The sequence below is a fragment of the Jannaschia pohangensis genome (assembly GCF_900113875.1).
In the GTDB taxonomy this organism is placed as follows: Bacteria; Pseudomonadota; Alphaproteobacteria; order Rhodobacterales; family Rhodobacteraceae; genus Jannaschia; species Jannaschia pohangensis.
This window is the reverse complement of record NZ_FORA01000006.1, coordinates 58,043-72,071: the sequence shown is the minus strand read 5'-3', so window position 1 is coordinate 72,071 and position 14,029 is coordinate 58,043. Positions and strand designations below refer to the sequence as shown.

Below are 14,029 nucleotides of genomic sequence, written 5' to 3'. Positions count from 1 at the left end.
GTGAATTCAAACCCCCGAAGGAGGCTCTTCATGGCCATCACCACCGGCGACTCCCTGCCCGACGCCAACCTGATCCGACTGGGCGAAAGCGGCCCCGAGGCCGTTGCCATGTCCGATATCGCGGCGGGCAAGACCATCGCGGTCTTCGCCGTGCCCGGGGCCTTCACGCCCACCTGCTCCATGGCCCATGTTCCCAGCTTCATCCGCACCAAGGATGACTTCGCCGCCAAGGGCGTCGACACCATCGTCTGCGTGTCGGTCAACGATCCCTTCGTGATGAAGGCCTGGGGCGAAGCGACCGGGGCGACGACGGCGGGGCTGCACATGCTGGCCGATGCCGACGGGTCGTTCACCAAGGCCATCGGCATGGATTTCGACGCACCACCCGCCGGGTTGATCGGGCGGTCCAAGCGCTATGCGATGCTGGTCAAGGACGGCAAGGTGTCGGCGCTGCACGTCGAGGAAAGCCCCGGCGTCTGCGAAACATCCGCGGGCGAATCCCTGCTGACCGAACTCTGAACCACTTGAGAGGACCGACCCGCGCCTGCCCCGCCATGTGATCTGGCGGGGCGAGGCGTGGGTTCCGGTGCTGTCAGGCCCCGGCCTCACGCCCTGCGACTCCCGGGGCACGGAATGGATCGGCGTCCGCCTGCCGCCCGAAGCCGGCGGCACCCTTCCCCCCGAGATCCGCGCCGGTGGCATCCTGCGTGGCGACGAAGCGCTGGCGGCGATGCCGAGTCTGCGCGACATGACGGGGCCCGAACACCTTTTGCACGTCGTAGCGAACCTCGGGGCACATCGGACAGTGCCGTCATGGTGCCGGTCCGCCCTTGCGGCACTTCGCGCGGGCAACAGACCCGGGGCCGTGGCGCGTGAAGCGGGGGTGTCGCCCCGGGCCTTCCGCCGGTCGTTGGTACAGGCAACCGGATTGACCCCGAACACCATCGCAGCACTTGGCCGGTTCCACCGCGCCCTGCTCCTGATCCGGGCTGGAGTGCCCTTGGCGGAGGTCGCCATTGCGGCGGGCTTTGCCGATCAACCGCACCTGACGCGCGCCTGCCGCCGGTGGGGCGGCTTCACCCCGGGGCGCATGCCGGACCTGGCCTTGCCGCATCTGCCGGCCTGTCCGGATCTTTTGTTCAAGACAGATCACGGTGCAGGCTTCAGACTGATCCTGACCGACAGGGGACCAGAGATGAAATTCGGATATACCATCCTCTATGTGGCGGACGTGCCCGCGATGCTGACATTCTGGGAGGCGGCCTTCGGTCTGACCCGGAAGATGCTGCACGAAAGCAATCTCTACGGTGAACTCGACACAGGCGACACGACGCTGGCCTTCGCCGCGGACGAGATGATCGCGATGAACGGCCTCGACCTGCGCCCAAATCGCGCGGCGGACCAATCGGCCGCCATCGAAGTGGCCCTCGTCTGCGACACCCCCGCAAAGGCCTGGGCGCAGGCCGTGGCGGCGGGGGCCGAAGGATTGAAGCCGACCGAAGAAAAGCCCTGGGGCCAGATCGTCGGCTATGTCCGCGACCCGAATGGTATCGTCGTCGAAATCTGCTCGCCCGTGGGATGACCTTGGGTTCAGTCGCGCCGTGTCGACAGATAGAGGTTCGTCTCGGATCGGGACACCCCGTCGATCAGGCGGATCCGGGCCAATGTCGCATCCAGCTGTTCCAGCGTGTCCGAGCCGAGTTCGGCGATCAGGTCCCACCGGCCGTTTGTGGAATGCACCGCCTCGACCTCGGGCATGACCGACAGGGTGCGCGACACGCGGGACGCGCCCTTCCCTTCGATCTCGATCAGGATGATCCCGCGCACGGGCCGCTGCACCAGATCGCCCTTGAGCACCGCGCGGAACCCCAGAAGCTCGCCGGTCTCGGACAGGCGCGTCATCCGGGCCCGAACGGTGGCCCGCGTCACGCCAAGCTCTGCCGCGAGGGACGCGACGCTGGCCCGCCCGTCCGAGGACAGCGCCGAGAGAAGACGATGGTCAAGATTATCCATAATGGTCGATTGTCCTGCTCAATCCGGGTCATCCATCGCCCGTTTTGACCCCTTATCGCCCTTCCGACTGCCCGTCGAGTTGTGTTTCCTCGGGCCAGCAACCCCGCAGGAGGTCCCATGTCGAAATCCGTCACACTCATCGGCGCGCCGATCCAGACCGGCGCCTGGCGTCGCGGATGCCTCATGGGGCCCGACGCCCTGCGCACGGCGGGCCTGCGGGCGGCTCTGGCCGAATTGGGCCATGATGTCGTCGATGCGGGCAACCTGCATCCCGTGGCCGCCTCGGTCCCGCCGACGCACAATGCCACGATCCGCGATCTGGACCTCTGCGCCGGATGGGTCCGCGTGCTGCAGGAAGCCGCGGCCGAGGTCGCGCCGGACACCATCCCGATCTTCATGGGCGGCGATCACCTGATGGCGGCGGGCACCGTTCCCGCGATGGCCAAACGGGCCGAGGCGGCGGGCAAGCCGCTGTTCGTCCTCTGGCTGGACGCGCATTCCGACATCCACGACTTCGACAGCACCGACAGCGGCAACCTGCATGGCACGCCCGTCGCCTATTTCACCGGCCTGTCCGATTTCACGCCGCAGTTCCCCGCGCTGGAGCAGACCGTGGACCCGGCGAACATCTGCATGATCGGCCTGCGGTCGGTCGATCCGCATGAAAAGAAGGTTCTGGCGGCCTCGAACATCGACGTGGCCGACATGCGGATGATCGACGAACATGGCATCGCCGCCCCGCTGCGCGCCTTTCTGGAACGTGTCGCAGAGGCCGACGGGCATCTGCACGTCAGTTTCGACGTCGATTTCCTCGACCCCGATATCGCGCCTGCGGTCGGCACGACGGTTCCGGGTGGCGCCACCTTCCGCGAGGCGCATCTGGTCATGGAATGGCTGCACGACAGCGGCCTTGTCACGTCGATGGATATCGCGGAGCTGAACCCCTTCATGGACGACCGGGGCCGAACCGCCCGGCTGATGGTCGACTTCGTCGCCTCGCTGTTCGGCAAATCCGTCCTCGACCGACCCACCCGGAGCTGAGATCATGCTGAACCCTTCCAAGCTGGCCATGGTGCCCTTCGTGTCGGTCCACGACATGATGCGGATCGTGAACGATGCGGGCGTGGCTGAAACCATCGCCGCCATCGCCGACCGGATCGAAGCCGATTTCCTGCGCTGGCAGGATTTCGACAAGGTCGCGCGCATCCCGTCCCATTCCGAGGAAGGCGTGATCGAGTTAATGCCCACGTCGGACGGGGAATTCTATGGCTTCAAATACGTGAACGGGCACCCGGCCAACATGGCGCGGGGATTCCAGACGGTCACGGCCTTCGGTGTGCTGGCCCGGGTCGATACCGGCTATCCGGTGATGCTGTCGGAAATGACCGTCCTGACCGCGCTGCGCACCGCGGCCATGTCGGTGGTGGCCGCGCGGCACCTCGCTCCGAAGGACGCCCGCGTCATGGCAATGATCGGCAATGGCGCGCAATGCGAGTTTCAGGCCCTGGGCTTCCACCATTGCCTCGGGATCGAGGAAGTGCGGCTTTACGACATCGATCCCGGCGCCACAGCCAAGGCCGCGCGCAACCTCGGCACTACGGGCCTGCGGGTCGTGTCCTGTGCCACGGCCGAAGAGGCGATCACCGGGGCGCAGATCATCACCACCTGCACCGCCGACAAGAAGCAGGCGACCATCCTGACCGACAACATGGTGGGGGCGGGCGTCCATCTGAACGCCATCGGCGGCGATTGCCCGGGCAAGACCGAATTGCACCGCGACATCCTTCTGCGGTCGGACATCTTCGTGGAATATCCGCCGCAGACCCGGGTGGAGGGCGAGATCCAGCAGCTGGACCCGGATCATCCGGTGACCGAGCTTTGGCGCGTGATCGACGGGCAACTGCCGGGGCGAACAGGCCCCGACCAGATCACCCTGTTCGACAGCGTGGGCTTCGCGACCGAGGATTTCAGCGCCCTGCGGCATATCCACGGCGAGATGAAGCGCACAGGGTTCTATGTCGATCTCGACATGCTGGCCGACCCCGATGATCCGCGTGATCTGTTCGGAATGGTTCACCGCGCTTCTGGGCCAATGGCCTAGAAGCGCGGCCTCAAAGCGAGAAATCCAAACCGGGACTTTGCCCGGCAAAGTCTCCGGGCCAAGCGCCCTCAGTCGTCCTTGACGATATGCACCGTGCGGTTCGGGAACGGGATCTCCACCCCTGCCGCGTCGAGCGCGAGTTTCACGTCGCGGTTCATGTCCTTCCAGAACCCGAAGAAGTCGGTCCGCTTGACCCAGGCCCGCACCAGGAAATCGACGCTGGAGGAGTTCAGCGCATCGACCTTCACCGTCATCTCGGGCTCGGCCAGAAAGCGGGGGTCGGCGCTGACCGTGTTTCGGATGGTATTCTCGACCACGGCCAGATCGGCGTTGTAGCCCACGCCGAAAATCCACTCGGCCTGACGCGTGTCATAGCCCGAGTAGTTGGTGATCGTGTTCCCCCAGACCTCCGAATTCGGGATGATGATCTGGACATTCCCGATACTGGCGAGTTCGGTGAAGTTCAGGTTGATGGCCTTCACGGTCCCCATCTCGTCGTTGATCTTGACGAAATCGCCCAGCTTGATGGGCCGGAAAAAGATCAGCATGACCCCGGCGGCGACATTCGACAGCGTCCCCTGCAACGCAAGACCGATGGCCAGACCGGCGGCACCGATGACGGCGACGACCGACGTGGTCTGAATGCCGAAGGTGTTCAGAACGATCAGGACGCAAAGTCCCATGATGACATAGCGGACGATGTTCGACAGGAAATCGAACAGGGTGTCGTCCAGCTTGGCATGACGATGGGACAGGCGGCGGATGCGGCGCGCGACCCAGCCCGAGATCACGAAACCGATCAACAGGACGACGATGGCCGACAGCACATTGCCGAAGATCGAGACAAGGAATTCCAGAGAGAGGAAATCGCCGAGCGACCGTCCGGCATAGATTTCCGTCGACAAGAGTTCAGAGAGATTCAAGGGAGAGTGTCTTTCAGGTCAATTCGTTGATCGCCCGGGCCAGATCGATGTCCTTGTCGGTCAGCCCGCCCGCGTCATGGGTGGTCAGGGTGATATCCACCTTGTTCCAGACGTTGCTCCATTCCGGATGATGCCCCTGGGTCTCCGCCACAAGCGCCACACGGCTCATGAACCCCCAGGCCTCGGAAAAGTTCCCGAACTTGAAACTGCGGGTGATCGTATCGTCGGACCTGGTCCAGCCTTCGGGGATGTTCATTCCTGTTCCTCCACATTGGCGCGCCTGAACGGCCCGTAGGACGTCAGCACTTCGATATCCTGTTCGATGGCCCGGGCTTCGGCCTTCAGGAAATGGGCCACGGCATCGCGGAAGCCCTTGTTGGGGATATAGTGCAAACTGTGACAGGTCACGGGCAGATAGCCGCGCGCCAGTTTGTGATCGCCCTGCGCCCCCGCCTCGACCCGCGACTGGCCCCGGGCGATGGCGTGGTCGATGGCTTGATAGTAGCACAGCTCGAAATGCAGCATCGGATGATGTTCGACGCAACCCCAATAACGCCCGTAAAGCACATCACGGCCAATGAAATTGAGCGCCCCGGCCACCGCCACCCCGTCGCGTTCGGCCAGAACCAGCAGGACATCGTCGCGCATGTGGGCTTGGATTTCATCGAAGAACGCCCGCGTCAGATAGGGCGTGCCCCATTTGCGCGCGCCGGTATCCTGATAGAACCGCCAGAAGGCGTCCCAATGGTCTGGCCGGATCGCGTCGCCGGTATAGCTGTTGATCTGGCCGCCGAAGCCTTGGGCCGCGGCGCGTTCTCGGCGGATGGTCTTGCGCTTGCGCGACGACAGCGCGGCCAGGAAGTCGTCGAAGCTGCCATAGCCGTCGTTGAACCAGTGGTATTGCTGGCTCGACCGCTCCATCAGGCCAAGCGACGCGCCGGCGGCCCGCTCGTCTTGGGTGCAGAAGGTGATGTGCAGGGACGACAGTTTGTTCTGGTCCGTGACCTGCATGGCGCCCTGCACCAGTGCCTGAAATCCGACCTCCTCGAACCCGGGGCGCAGCAGGAACCGCCGACCCGTCGCGGGCGTGAATGGTACGGCCAGTTGCAGCTTGGGGTAATAGTCGCCGCCCGCCCGTTCCCAGGCATGGGCCCAGTTGTGGTCGAAGATATATTCGCCCTGGCTGTGCCCCTTGGCATAGAGCGGCGCGCAGGCGATGACCTGACCCGCCGTTCGCGCCAGCAGGTACTGCGGTTGCCACCCGGTCCCCGGCCCGACGCTGCCGCTGGTTTCCAGCGCGCGCAGGAAGCGGTGCGTGGTGAAGGGATCGTTGGGCGGGCCACCATCCGCAGCCTCGGGACAGGCGCAGGCATCCCAGTCCGCGGCGTCGATCTGCCCCAGACTGGGCAGGACGCTGATCTCGATCTCGGTCTCGCTCATGGGGCTGAGGTGGGGCGCGATATCGTCAGGGCAAGTAGCCTTCGAAGGTCACCGCATCGGCGACCTTGCGGGCCTCGGCCTCCTGTGCGGCGGACTTGACCGTCCAGCACAGGATCGGAACCCCCTGCGCCTTGAGCTCCGCCACGCGGGGCATGCCGAGTTCAGCGACTTCGTGGCTGATGAAACAGGCGCCGACGCGGTCGAAATCGGGGATGTCGCGCAGATGGTCGCGCACCGGTTCGGACAGTTCCTTCCACCCCTTGGTGCGATAGCCCGAGGTGACGATGCCGCGCGGCAGATGCGGGGCCTCGCGCTGAAAGCAGGCGACGGAATGGGGGTTGAACGACATCACCGCGACATCGCCGTCATAGCCCGCAAGCGCCGCCATCACCGCTGTTTCCACGGGGCCGACATTCGTCCCCATCTCGCCGTCGCGGTCCTTGATCTCGATTAGCAGGGGAACGCGCCCGGCCACGAGCGTCAACACCTCGGACAGGCGCGGCACACCCGCAGGGCCGCCCGAGAGCGTGATGCCCGAAAGCTCGGTCGCGGACTTGTCGTGGGTCCAGCCCGTCTGGGCCGTCAGACGCTCCAGCTTGTAGTCATGAAAGGCCATCGGGACACCGTCCGACGACGGCTGCACGTCCAGCTCGATGGCAAAGCCGCGATCGATTGCCGCCTGAAAGGCCGCCATGGAGTTTTCGGGCCGACCGTCGGCGCGGTCATGCAAGCCCCGGTGCGCGATGTATCCGGGGCTCAGGAACGAGTCAGGCAGTTTCATTTGATGCGAAAGATCCCTTCGATCTCGACCGCGACACCGAATGGCAGGATCGCACCGACCGCCGACCGGCTGTGCCGACCGGCATCGCCCAGAACCTCGACCAGGAAGTCCGAGGCGCCGTTGATGACCTTGGGCTGATCGGTGAAATCGGGCGTGCAATTGACGAACCCGGTCAGTTTCACCACCTGCTCCAGCCGCTCGATATCGCCGCCGCAGGCCGTCCTGACCTGCGCGAGAAGGGAGATGGCACAGGCGCGCGCAGCGGCGGCCCCGTCCTCGACCGACATGCCGTCGCCCAGACGCCCGGTGACAAGGCCGTCGGGCCCGCTGGAAATCTGGCCCGAGACGAACAGCAGATCGCCGCTGCGCACGGCGGGCACATAATTCGCGGCCGGGGCCGGCGCGTCGGGCAGAGTGACGCCCAACTGGGCAAGGCGGTCGGTGATGGACATGAATCTTCCTCCGGGCATTCGCGGCAGGCTGCCACGTGGCCCCGGAATTGAAAAGCCGGGCTAGGGGGCGTCCGCGAAATACCGCGTCAGGATCCGGCCATAGATCGCCTTGAGCTGGTGGATCTGCTCGACCCGCACCCGTTCGTCGACGGCGTGCATTCGGTGGCCGACAAGGCCGAATTCGACCACGGGGCAATGATCCTTGACGAAGCGCGCGTCCGACGTGCCGCCAGTGGTCGACATCTCGGGCACGCGGTTGGTTTCCAGCTGCACCGCCTCGGACACAAGCGCCGACAAGGCGCCGGGCGGGGTCAGGAAGCTTTCGCCCGACACCTTCGTTTCCATCGACACCGACACGCCCGTCTCGCCCACGATGCGATCCACCTCGTCCTGCAACCAAGCGATGAGGCCCGCGCCGCTGTGGGCATCGTTGAAGCGGATGTTGACGGTCGCGCGCCCCTCGGCCGGGATGACGTTGGTGGCGGGGTTGCCCACGTCCATCGTCACCACCGCCAGAGTCGAGGCGTCGAAATGATCCGTGCCTTCGTCCAGCACGTGATCGGACAGCCGCGCCATCATCCGCGCCATCGCGGGCAGAGGGTTGAGCGCGCGGTGCGGATAGGCCGAATGCCCCTGCTTGCCCCGAAAGGTGAACCAGGCGGTCAGCGACCCGCGCCGCCCGATCTTCATCATCTGGCCCATGTGGTCGGGGTTGGTCGGTTCGCCCACGAGGCAGACATCCAGCCGCTCCCCCTGCCGGTCCATCCAGTCCAGAAGGGCGACGGTGCCGTCGGTCGCGTCGCCTTCCTCGTCCCCGGTGATCGCAAGGACGACCGCGCCATCTGGCGGCGTGTCGGCGACGAAGTCGATGGCGGCGGCGGCAAAGGCAGCCACGCCCGATTTCATGTCGGTGGCGCCGCGACCGTAAAGCCAGCCATCCTCGATCACCGCGCCGAAGGGGTCGTGCGTCCAGGCGGCGACATCGCCCACGGGCACCACGTCGGTGTGGCCGTTGAAGCCGAAGGTGCGCGCGTGGCCCCGCGCGCCCCACCGGGCATAAAGGTTGCTGGTGCCGTTGCGGTCGACACGGGTGCAGTCGAACCCCGCCCCGGACAAGAGCCCTTCGAGCAGGACAAGCGCGCCCCCTTCGGTCGGCGTGACAGAGGGGCAGCGGACCAGGTCGGCGGTCAGGGCGACGGGATCAATCATCGCCCTCATCCTCACCTTCGTCCTCGTCCTCATCACCTTCGCGAAATACGGTGCTTTGCGCCACGATGACCGAGTTTTCCCGCAAGGCGCGCGCCATCATCTTGCGCTCGTCCGGGGCGATGTCGTGGCCTTCGTCCTCCCGTTCCTCGAGGGAGCCATAGCCGGTCACTTCCAGCACATTCAGGTCCGCGGTCTTGAGGACGGCGACGGTTTCGCGCACCGCCTCATCCTCGTCCACGCCCGAGGCATAGCACATCAGCGCGGCCCCGGTAGCATCCTCGGGCAGGCCGTCGCCGACCTTGCGGCCGACCTCGACAAGCAGGGTGTAGACGTAGTGCGGGCGTTTGGGTTTCTTCTCGGACATGGGGTCGGGTGTCAGCCGGGCGACGGGTCTTGTCAACGGGGGCTTTCCCATGCGTCATGTGTCGATGAAGCGCCTGATCCTTGCCCTTGCCTATCTATGCTCTGCCGTGCCGGGACTTGCGCAACAATCCGCGAGCGACCGCCTTGTCATCGGCACAGTGACACGCGCGCCGTTTTCCTTCGTCGAGGATGGCCGCGACACCGGCTACGGGATCGACCTCTGGGATGCCCTGGCGGCAGAGAACGGTCTTGAATACGACCTGCGCCGCTACGAGACTTTCAGCGACATGCTTCTTGCGGTCCAATCGGGCGAGGTGAACGGCGCGGTCGCCAATATCTCCATTACCGAAGAGCGCGAGAAGGTGATGGATTTCACCCAACCGATCTTCAGTGCCGGGATCCAGATCATGATGCCGATGGAGGCTGGGACCGGTGCCGTGATGCGTGCCGCCCTGACGCCGCGCTTGCTGCTCATGATGGGCCTTGGCATCCTGGCCGTCCTGGCGCTCGGGATGCTCATGTGGCTGTTCGAAAGGCGGCGACAGGCCTATTTCGGCAACACCGCCAAGGAGGCCGCTTTTCCCGCCTTTTGGTGGGCGCTGCACCTTCTGATTTCGGGGGACTACCGGGCCGAAACCCCGATATCGCCTCTCGGGCGGATTTTCGGATCGCTCATGGTCATCGGCAGTTTGTTCATCGTCTCGCTGTTCGTGGCGAACGTCACGGCGAATCTGACGCTGAATGCCCTGAGCCGCGATATCGAGCGGATCACCGATCTGGATGGAAGGCGGGTCGGCACCACCGAAGCCTCGACCACGTCAAGCTTCCTGTCGCGGCGCGGGGTCACCCATCAGACCTTCCCGGATCTTGAAACGCTCTACGCGGAATTCGAGGCAGGAAATCTGGATGCTGTGGCCTTTGACGGACCGATCCTTGCCTACTACGCGCAAACCCGCGGTCAGGGCAAAGCCCGCGTGCTGGATCGCGTGTTTCAGCGGGAGTATTACGGAATCGTCTTTCCGACGGGGTCACCCCTGCGGGAGACGGTGAACCAGACGTTGTTGCGGTTCGAAGAGGGCGACGTGTCACATGAGATCGAGCTCAAATGGTTCGGCTCGATCTACGCGGACAAGTGATCGCCGCCCTGTTCGCGGGGTCAGCTGCGCACGGCCCTGACGCCGAAAATCAAGAGACAGGCCCCGGCGATCCCGACGAAAAGCTGCGGGATCCAGCTGTTGGCGGCGTAGATGCCGATCAGGCTCAGGATCAGGTTGAGCACGAGGGCGCCGACGATACCCAACACGATATTCATGAGCAGACCCGTGTCTGCCTTCATGATCATGCTTGCGATCCAGCCGGCCAATCCGCCGACGATGATTGATGCGATAAGTCCCAGGCCCATTCTGTGCCCCTCCGATTCAGTATTTCCGGGAACGAACGCAGCGATGCGCCATCCGGTTCCACGCGGGCCGTTTGACAGCCTCGGCCGCAGATCCCATGTCTGGCGCATGACGATTGGTCCGAGACAAGATCTCGCCCGCGCCCGTGACCGGGCAAGGGTCATGGCAGATTACGACGATCTGCCGCCCGCCCTGCGGGACTGGCTCTCCTCTGCGCGCCTTCAATGGGAACCACGGTCGGCGCATCGGGCCTGGCGCAAGGGCCTTTGGAAGGGTCTGGGCCGCACCAAGGCCGCCCGCGCCCATATGGATGCCCTCGAGGACGCGGCGATTGCGCGCGAGACTGCCATGATTTCGGCAGAGTCCCGCAAACCGCAGGATCGTGACAAGGAGTCTGGGGAGTCCCGATAGATTGCATGGGCAGGTGTCAGGCAGAACGGACAGGCAGAACCGCCGCATCCTCGAAAGGCCGCCGCAATGACACACCGCTCTCTCCCCCGGAAAACTGTGTCTGACCTCCCCCCGTCGCAGTGGTCCGACGATCTACAGGTCTGCCTCCCCCGACAGCTGGATCGGCGGCGGTTCTGCATCGCCCTCGCTGGCGGCGCTACGGCCCTCGCCATGCCTTCCCCCCTGCCCGCCGCCATCACCGGGACGCGCAATCGGACGGTCGGCACGCTGCAGGTCACGGCCTGGTCCGACGGATTCTTCGATCTGCCGCTTGCCGCCTTCATCGACACGCCCGCGGGCATCCTCACCCATGCCAGGGGACCTGTGCACCTGGGCGCGACGCTCTGGACAATCCGGACCCCGACCCGCCTTGTCCTGGTCGACGCCGGGTCCGGCACCGCTCTCAGGTCAAGCTATGCGGACACAGGGCTTCTGGCGGAACGTATGGCCGATGCCGCCTTCGATCCGGCAGACGTGACCGACATCGTCATCACCCACATGCATCCCGACCACATCGGCGGGCTGATGGTCGACGGCAACAAAGGCTTTCCCAATGCCACCCTCCACGTCTCGGACATCGAATGGCGGTATTGGACCGATCCGTCCCGTCCGTCGCAGGTGGCCGAGGCGCTGCGAGGCCCGGCCATGATGATCGCGAGCCTGGCGGCAACCCTGGACTATGACATCGCACGACACGGCGGCATGCTCGACATGGGCGAAGGTGTGACCGTCCTGCCCGCCCCGGGTCATACGCCGGGGCACAGCATCGTGCATATCGCATCTGGCGCAGAGCAGATGATGCTCATGGCCGATACCTTGATCTGCGGGCCGATGCAGATGTCGCATCCGGATATCGCCTATGTCCTCGACACTGACACCGATCTTGCGGTTCGGACGCGACGGCGGATGTTCGACTGGCTTGCCACCGACAGAATTCCCTTCGGCGCGACCCACATGAATTCCCTTGCGCCCGGAATTCTTCGACGCGACGGGGCCGGATATGCCTTCGCCCCTGTTTGATATTCTCCCTTGCAAAGCGAACCCGTGTTCAGGACCATCAACCCTGCAGAGACCGCAGGAAAGGGCGATGACCGACGCCACGTGCAAGCCCGGGTCAAGCGGGACCTACGACAACCTCTACGGGACGTTGTACCGCAAATTCCCCCAAGAGAACCGGTCCGCCGGGTCAGAAAGGCTTGCCCTTGTCGTCGCGGATCAGGACAGCCATGCGACCCCGGACCCGCCCGTGGACGACGTGGTCTTTCGCCTGGTGACCCGCGGCGGGACCCGGGTGTCACAAGTCGACTATGGCGATGGGCTTCGCACGTTGGCAGGCCGCGTCGGCAGCCTCTATCTCGCTCCGGCAGGGGCTACCGCCCATTGGGAGGCCGAAGGGACGCATCAGATCATGCTGCTTGCGCTGCCCCGCACGATCCTTGCGACCATGTTGTCGGGGCTCGGCGACGGAGATCCGCTGGCGTCACTCTACGGGCGGGAGATCTTCGACCCGCAGCTGGCAGGCACGATGAACCGGATCTGGACCGAATCGGAATCAGAAGGGCCGGTGGCCAATCTGATGGTCGACGGGCTTCTGATGTCGATGACCGCCATGCTGGCCCGAATGTCGGATACAGAGACTGAGATGACCGGGCCGGACACCGCCCTCGACGCCAAAAGGCTCAACCGCGTCACGGAATTCGTCGAGGCGAACCTGTCCGAAAACATCTCGGTTGACATGATGGCGCAGGTCGCCTGTCTGTCGCCCGCGCATTTCGCCCGGACGTTCCGCGCGGCGACGGGTATGCCGCCCCATGCCTACGTCCTGTCGCGCCGGTTGGATGCGGCCCGGCGGATGCTCGGGTCGTCGGACCTGGCCTTGTCGGAAATTGCGCTGGCCTGCGACTTCTCGAGCCAGTCGCATTTCACCGCGCGCTTCCGCGATGTCGTGGGGCAGACACCGCACCAGTTCCGCGCCGCCACGCGCTAGTCGCGCAGCAATTCGTTGATCGCCGTCTTGGAGCGGGTCCGCTCGTCCACGCGCTTGACGATCACCGCGCAATAGAGGTTCACGCCGTTCTTCGACGGCATGGACCCGGCGACGACCACCGAATAGGGCGGCACCTCACCATAGGTGAACTCGCCCGTCTCGCGGTCGACGATCTTGGTCGACTTGCCGATGAAGACGCCCATGCCCAGGACAGACCCTTCGCGCACGATACAGCCTTCGACGACCTCCGATCTCGCGCCGATAAAGCAATTGTCCTCGATGATCGTCGGGCCGGCCTGCATCGGCTCCAGCACGCCGCCGATGCCGACACCGCCCGACAGGTGCACGTTCTTGCCGATCTGTGCGCAGCTTCCGACCGTGGCCCAGGTGTCCACCATGGTGCCGCTGTCGACATAGGCGCCCAGGTTCACGAAGGACGGCATCAGCACCACGCCCGGCGCGATATAGGCCGACTTTCGGACGATGCAGTTGGGAACGGCACGAAAGCCCGCCTGCTCCCACCGGGCGGCGTTCCAGCCGTGGAACTTGCTGTCGACCTTGTCCCACCAGCTGCCGCCCTGGGGTCCGCCCGCCTGCAATTCCATGTCCTTCAGGCGAAAGCCCAGCAGGACCGCCTTCTTGGCCCATTGGTTGACATGCCAGTCGCCGTTGTCCTGCCGTTCGGCCACCCGCAGGGAACCGCTGTCGAGTGCGGCAAGGGTTTCCTCGATCGCGTCGCGCGTCTCGCCGGTGGTGGCGGGGGTGATCGCATCGCGGGCATCCCATGCGGCTTCGATGGCGACTTCGAGCTGTTCGTTCGACATGGGGCGGGCTCCGGCATTGGCGTGATTGACTGGCCTGCTCATATCGGCCAGCCCTTTCAGGGGCAATCCCGCCCTGCCGGAGCGTC

18 protein-coding genes are annotated in these 14,029 nt (G+C 65.0%); 8 read left to right on the top strand and 10 right to left on the bottom strand.

From position 1 onward, the window contains the following. The first annotated feature begins 30 nt into the window (after positions 1 to 30). Both BM002_RS17055 and BM002_RS19455 read left to right on the top strand, forming a co-directional pair. On the top strand, positions 31 to 519 hold the full coding sequence (locus tag BM002_RS17055) for a peroxiredoxin (protein WP_092784172.1): 489 nt from the start codon (positions 31 to 33) through the stop codon (positions 517 to 519). Between the two features lie 37 nt (positions 520 to 556). Next, positions 557 to 1,582: a helix-turn-helix domain-containing protein gene (locus tag BM002_RS19455; protein WP_092784169.1), complete on the top strand. Its 1,026-nt coding sequence runs from the start codon at positions 557 to 559 to the stop codon at positions 1,580 to 1,582. Between the two features lie 8 nt (positions 1,583 to 1,590). Here BM002_RS19455 and BM002_RS17045 read toward each other — a convergent pair whose 3' ends face one another. Further along, positions 1,591 to 2,013: an Lrp/AsnC family transcriptional regulator gene (locus BM002_RS17045; RefSeq protein WP_092784166.1), complete on the bottom strand. Its 423-nt coding sequence runs from the start codon at positions 2,011 to 2,013 to the stop codon at positions 1,591 to 1,593. 117 nt (positions 2,014 to 2,130) lie between these two features. Between BM002_RS17045 and rocF the strand changes: the two genes are divergently transcribed. Together rocF and BM002_RS17035 are read left to right on the top strand one after the other, a co-directional pair. After that, positions 2,131 to 3,054, top strand: a complete 924-nt coding sequence (rocF, locus tag BM002_RS17040) for an arginase (protein WP_092784163.1) — start codon at positions 2,131 to 2,133, stop codon at positions 3,052 to 3,054. 4 nt (positions 3,055 to 3,058) lie between these two features. Continuing rightward, positions 3,059 to 4,114 carry an ornithine cyclodeaminase gene (locus BM002_RS17035; protein ID WP_092784160.1) on the top strand — a complete coding sequence of 352 codons (1,056 nt, stop codon included), beginning with the start codon at positions 3,059 to 3,061 and terminating at the stop codon, positions 4,112 to 4,114. A gap of 68 nt (positions 4,115 to 4,182) precedes the next feature. On the opposite strand, the gene BM002_RS17030 is transcribed toward BM002_RS17035, so the two are convergent. The 7 genes from BM002_RS17030 to BM002_RS17000 are packed head-to-tail and all read right to left on the bottom strand — an operon-like array spanning position 4,183 to position 9,283. After that, positions 4,183 to 5,037 carry a mechanosensitive ion channel family protein gene (locus tag BM002_RS17030; RefSeq protein WP_092784157.1) on the bottom strand — a complete coding sequence of 285 codons (855 nt, stop codon included), beginning with the start codon at positions 5,035 to 5,037 and terminating at the stop codon, positions 4,183 to 4,185. Positions 5,038 to 5,050: 13 nt separating this feature from the next. Then, entirely contained in the window at positions 5,051 to 5,293 is a 243-nt protein-coding gene (locus BM002_RS17025; protein WP_092784154.1) for a 4a-hydroxytetrahydrobiopterin dehydratase, read from the bottom strand. Continuing rightward, positions 5,290 to 6,477 (bottom strand): GNAT family N-acetyltransferase, encoded by a 1,188-nt coding sequence (locus tag BM002_RS17020; protein WP_092784151.1) that lies wholly within the window; start codon positions 6,475 to 6,477, stop codon positions 5,290 to 5,292. The genes BM002_RS17025 and BM002_RS17020 overlap by 4 nt, the downstream gene beginning before the upstream one ends. A gap of 25 nt (positions 6,478 to 6,502) precedes the next feature. Continuing rightward, positions 6,503 to 7,258, bottom strand: coding sequence for a glycerophosphodiester phosphodiesterase family protein (locus tag BM002_RS17015; protein WP_092784148.1), 756 nt, complete (start codon positions 7,256 to 7,258; stop codon positions 6,503 to 6,505). Further along, positions 7,255 to 7,710, bottom strand: a complete 456-nt coding sequence (locus BM002_RS17010) for a RidA family protein (RefSeq protein WP_092784328.1) — start codon at positions 7,708 to 7,710, stop codon at positions 7,255 to 7,257. Before BM002_RS17010 ends, BM002_RS17015 begins: the two co-directional genes overlap by 4 nt. Before the next feature lie 60 nt (positions 7,711 to 7,770). Further along, a complete protein-coding gene (gene dapE / locus BM002_RS17005) occupies positions 7,771 to 8,919 on the bottom strand; it encodes a succinyl-diaminopimelate desuccinylase (protein WP_092784325.1) in 1,149 nt (382 codons plus the stop codon). Continuing rightward, on the bottom strand, positions 8,912 to 9,283 hold the full coding sequence (locus BM002_RS17000) for a hypothetical protein (protein ID WP_092784145.1): 372 nt from the start codon (positions 9,281 to 9,283) through the stop codon (positions 8,912 to 8,914). Before BM002_RS17000 ends, dapE begins: the two co-directional genes overlap by 8 nt. Positions 9,284 to 9,347: 64 nt before the next feature. On the opposite strand from BM002_RS17000, the gene BM002_RS16995 reads away from it, so the two are divergent. Next, entirely contained in the window at positions 9,348 to 10,418 is a 1,071-nt protein-coding gene (locus tag BM002_RS16995; protein ID WP_175484948.1) for a transporter substrate-binding domain-containing protein, read from the top strand. 20 nt (positions 10,419 to 10,438) lie between these two features. On the opposite strand, the gene BM002_RS16990 is transcribed toward BM002_RS16995, so the two are convergent. Next, on the bottom strand, positions 10,439 to 10,684 hold the full coding sequence (locus BM002_RS16990; RefSeq protein ID WP_092784139.1) for a GlsB/YeaQ/YmgE family stress response membrane protein: 246 nt from the start codon (positions 10,682 to 10,684) through the stop codon (positions 10,439 to 10,441). On the opposite strand from BM002_RS16990, the gene BM002_RS19725 reads away from it, so the two are divergent. The 3 genes from BM002_RS19725 to BM002_RS16975 all read left to right on the top strand — a co-directional run bounded on the left by BM002_RS19725 (position 10,593) and on the right by BM002_RS16975 (position 13,119). Beyond that, positions 10,593 to 11,093, top strand: coding sequence for a DUF6525 family protein (locus BM002_RS19725; protein ID WP_342707408.1), 501 nt, complete (start codon positions 10,593 to 10,595; stop codon positions 11,091 to 11,093). The genes BM002_RS16990 and BM002_RS19725 overlap by 92 nt on opposite strands. Before the next feature lie 96 nt (positions 11,094 to 11,189). Continuing rightward, positions 11,190 to 12,152: an MBL fold metallo-hydrolase gene (locus BM002_RS16980; protein ID WP_175484947.1), complete on the top strand. Its 963-nt coding sequence runs from the start codon at positions 11,190 to 11,192 to the stop codon at positions 12,150 to 12,152. 67 nt (positions 12,153 to 12,219) lie between these two features. After that, the gene (locus BM002_RS16975; protein ID WP_175484946.1) at positions 12,220 to 13,119 is read left to right on the top strand and encodes an AraC family transcriptional regulator; all 900 of its coding nucleotides are present in this window, start codon (positions 12,220 to 12,222) and stop codon (positions 13,117 to 13,119) included. On the opposite strand, the gene dapD is transcribed toward BM002_RS16975, so the two are convergent. Then, complete coding sequence (gene dapD, locus BM002_RS16970) at positions 13,116 to 13,943, bottom strand: 2,3,4,5-tetrahydropyridine-2,6-dicarboxylate N-succinyltransferase (RefSeq protein ID WP_092784127.1); 828 nt, start codon at positions 13,941 to 13,943, stop codon at positions 13,116 to 13,118. The genes BM002_RS16975 and dapD overlap by 4 nt on opposite strands. Positions 13,944 to 14,029 lie beyond the last annotated feature (86 nt).

Bases quoted from the DNA above. Each gene is read 5' to 3' on its own strand.
- BM002_RS17055 (WP_092784172.1), top strand. From the start codon at position 31: ATGGCCATCACCACCGGCGACTCCCTGCCCGACGCCAACCTGATCCGA.
- BM002_RS17045 (WP_092784166.1), bottom strand. From the start codon at position 2,013: ATGGATAATCTTGACCATCGTCTTCTCTCGGCGCTGTCCTCGGACGGG.
- rocF (WP_092784163.1), top strand. From the start codon at position 2,131: ATGTCGAAATCCGTCACACTCATCGGCGCGCCGATCCAGACCGGCGCC.
- BM002_RS17035 (WP_092784160.1), top strand. From the start codon at position 3,059: ATGCTGAACCCTTCCAAGCTGGCCATGGTGCCCTTCGTGTCGGTCCAC.
- BM002_RS17025 (WP_092784154.1), bottom strand. From the start codon at position 5,293: ATGAACATCCCCGAAGGCTGGACCAGGTCCGACGATACGATCACCCGC.
- BM002_RS17020 (WP_092784151.1), bottom strand. From the start codon at position 6,477: ATGAGCGAGACCGAGATCGAGATCAGCGTCCTGCCCAGTCTGGGGCAG.
- BM002_RS17015 (WP_092784148.1), bottom strand. From the start codon at position 7,258: ATGAAACTGCCTGACTCGTTCCTGAGCCCCGGATACATCGCGCACCGG.
- BM002_RS17010 (WP_092784328.1), bottom strand. From the start codon at position 7,710: ATGTCCATCACCGACCGCCTTGCCCAGTTGGGCGTCACTCTGCCCGAC.
- dapE (WP_092784325.1), bottom strand. From the start codon at position 8,919: ATGATTGATCCCGTCGCCCTGACCGCCGACCTGGTCCGCTGCCCCTCT.
- BM002_RS17000 (WP_092784145.1), bottom strand. From the start codon at position 9,283: ATGTCCGAGAAGAAACCCAAACGCCCGCACTACGTCTACACCCTGCTT.
- BM002_RS16995 (WP_175484948.1), top strand. From the start codon at position 9,348: ATGAAGCGCCTGATCCTTGCCCTTGCCTATCTATGCTCTGCCGTGCCG.
- BM002_RS19725 (WP_342707408.1), top strand. From the start codon at position 10,593: ATGAGCAGACCCGTGTCTGCCTTCATGATCATGCTTGCGATCCAGCCG.
- BM002_RS16990 (WP_092784139.1), bottom strand. From the start codon at position 10,684: ATGGGCCTGGGACTTATCGCATCAATCATCGTCGGCGGATTGGCCGGC.
- BM002_RS16975 (WP_175484946.1), top strand. From the start codon at position 12,220: ATGACCGACGCCACGTGCAAGCCCGGGTCAAGCGGGACCTACGACAAC.
- dapD (WP_092784127.1), bottom strand. From the start codon at position 13,943: ATGTCGAACGAACAGCTCGAAGTCGCCATCGAAGCCGCATGGGATGCC.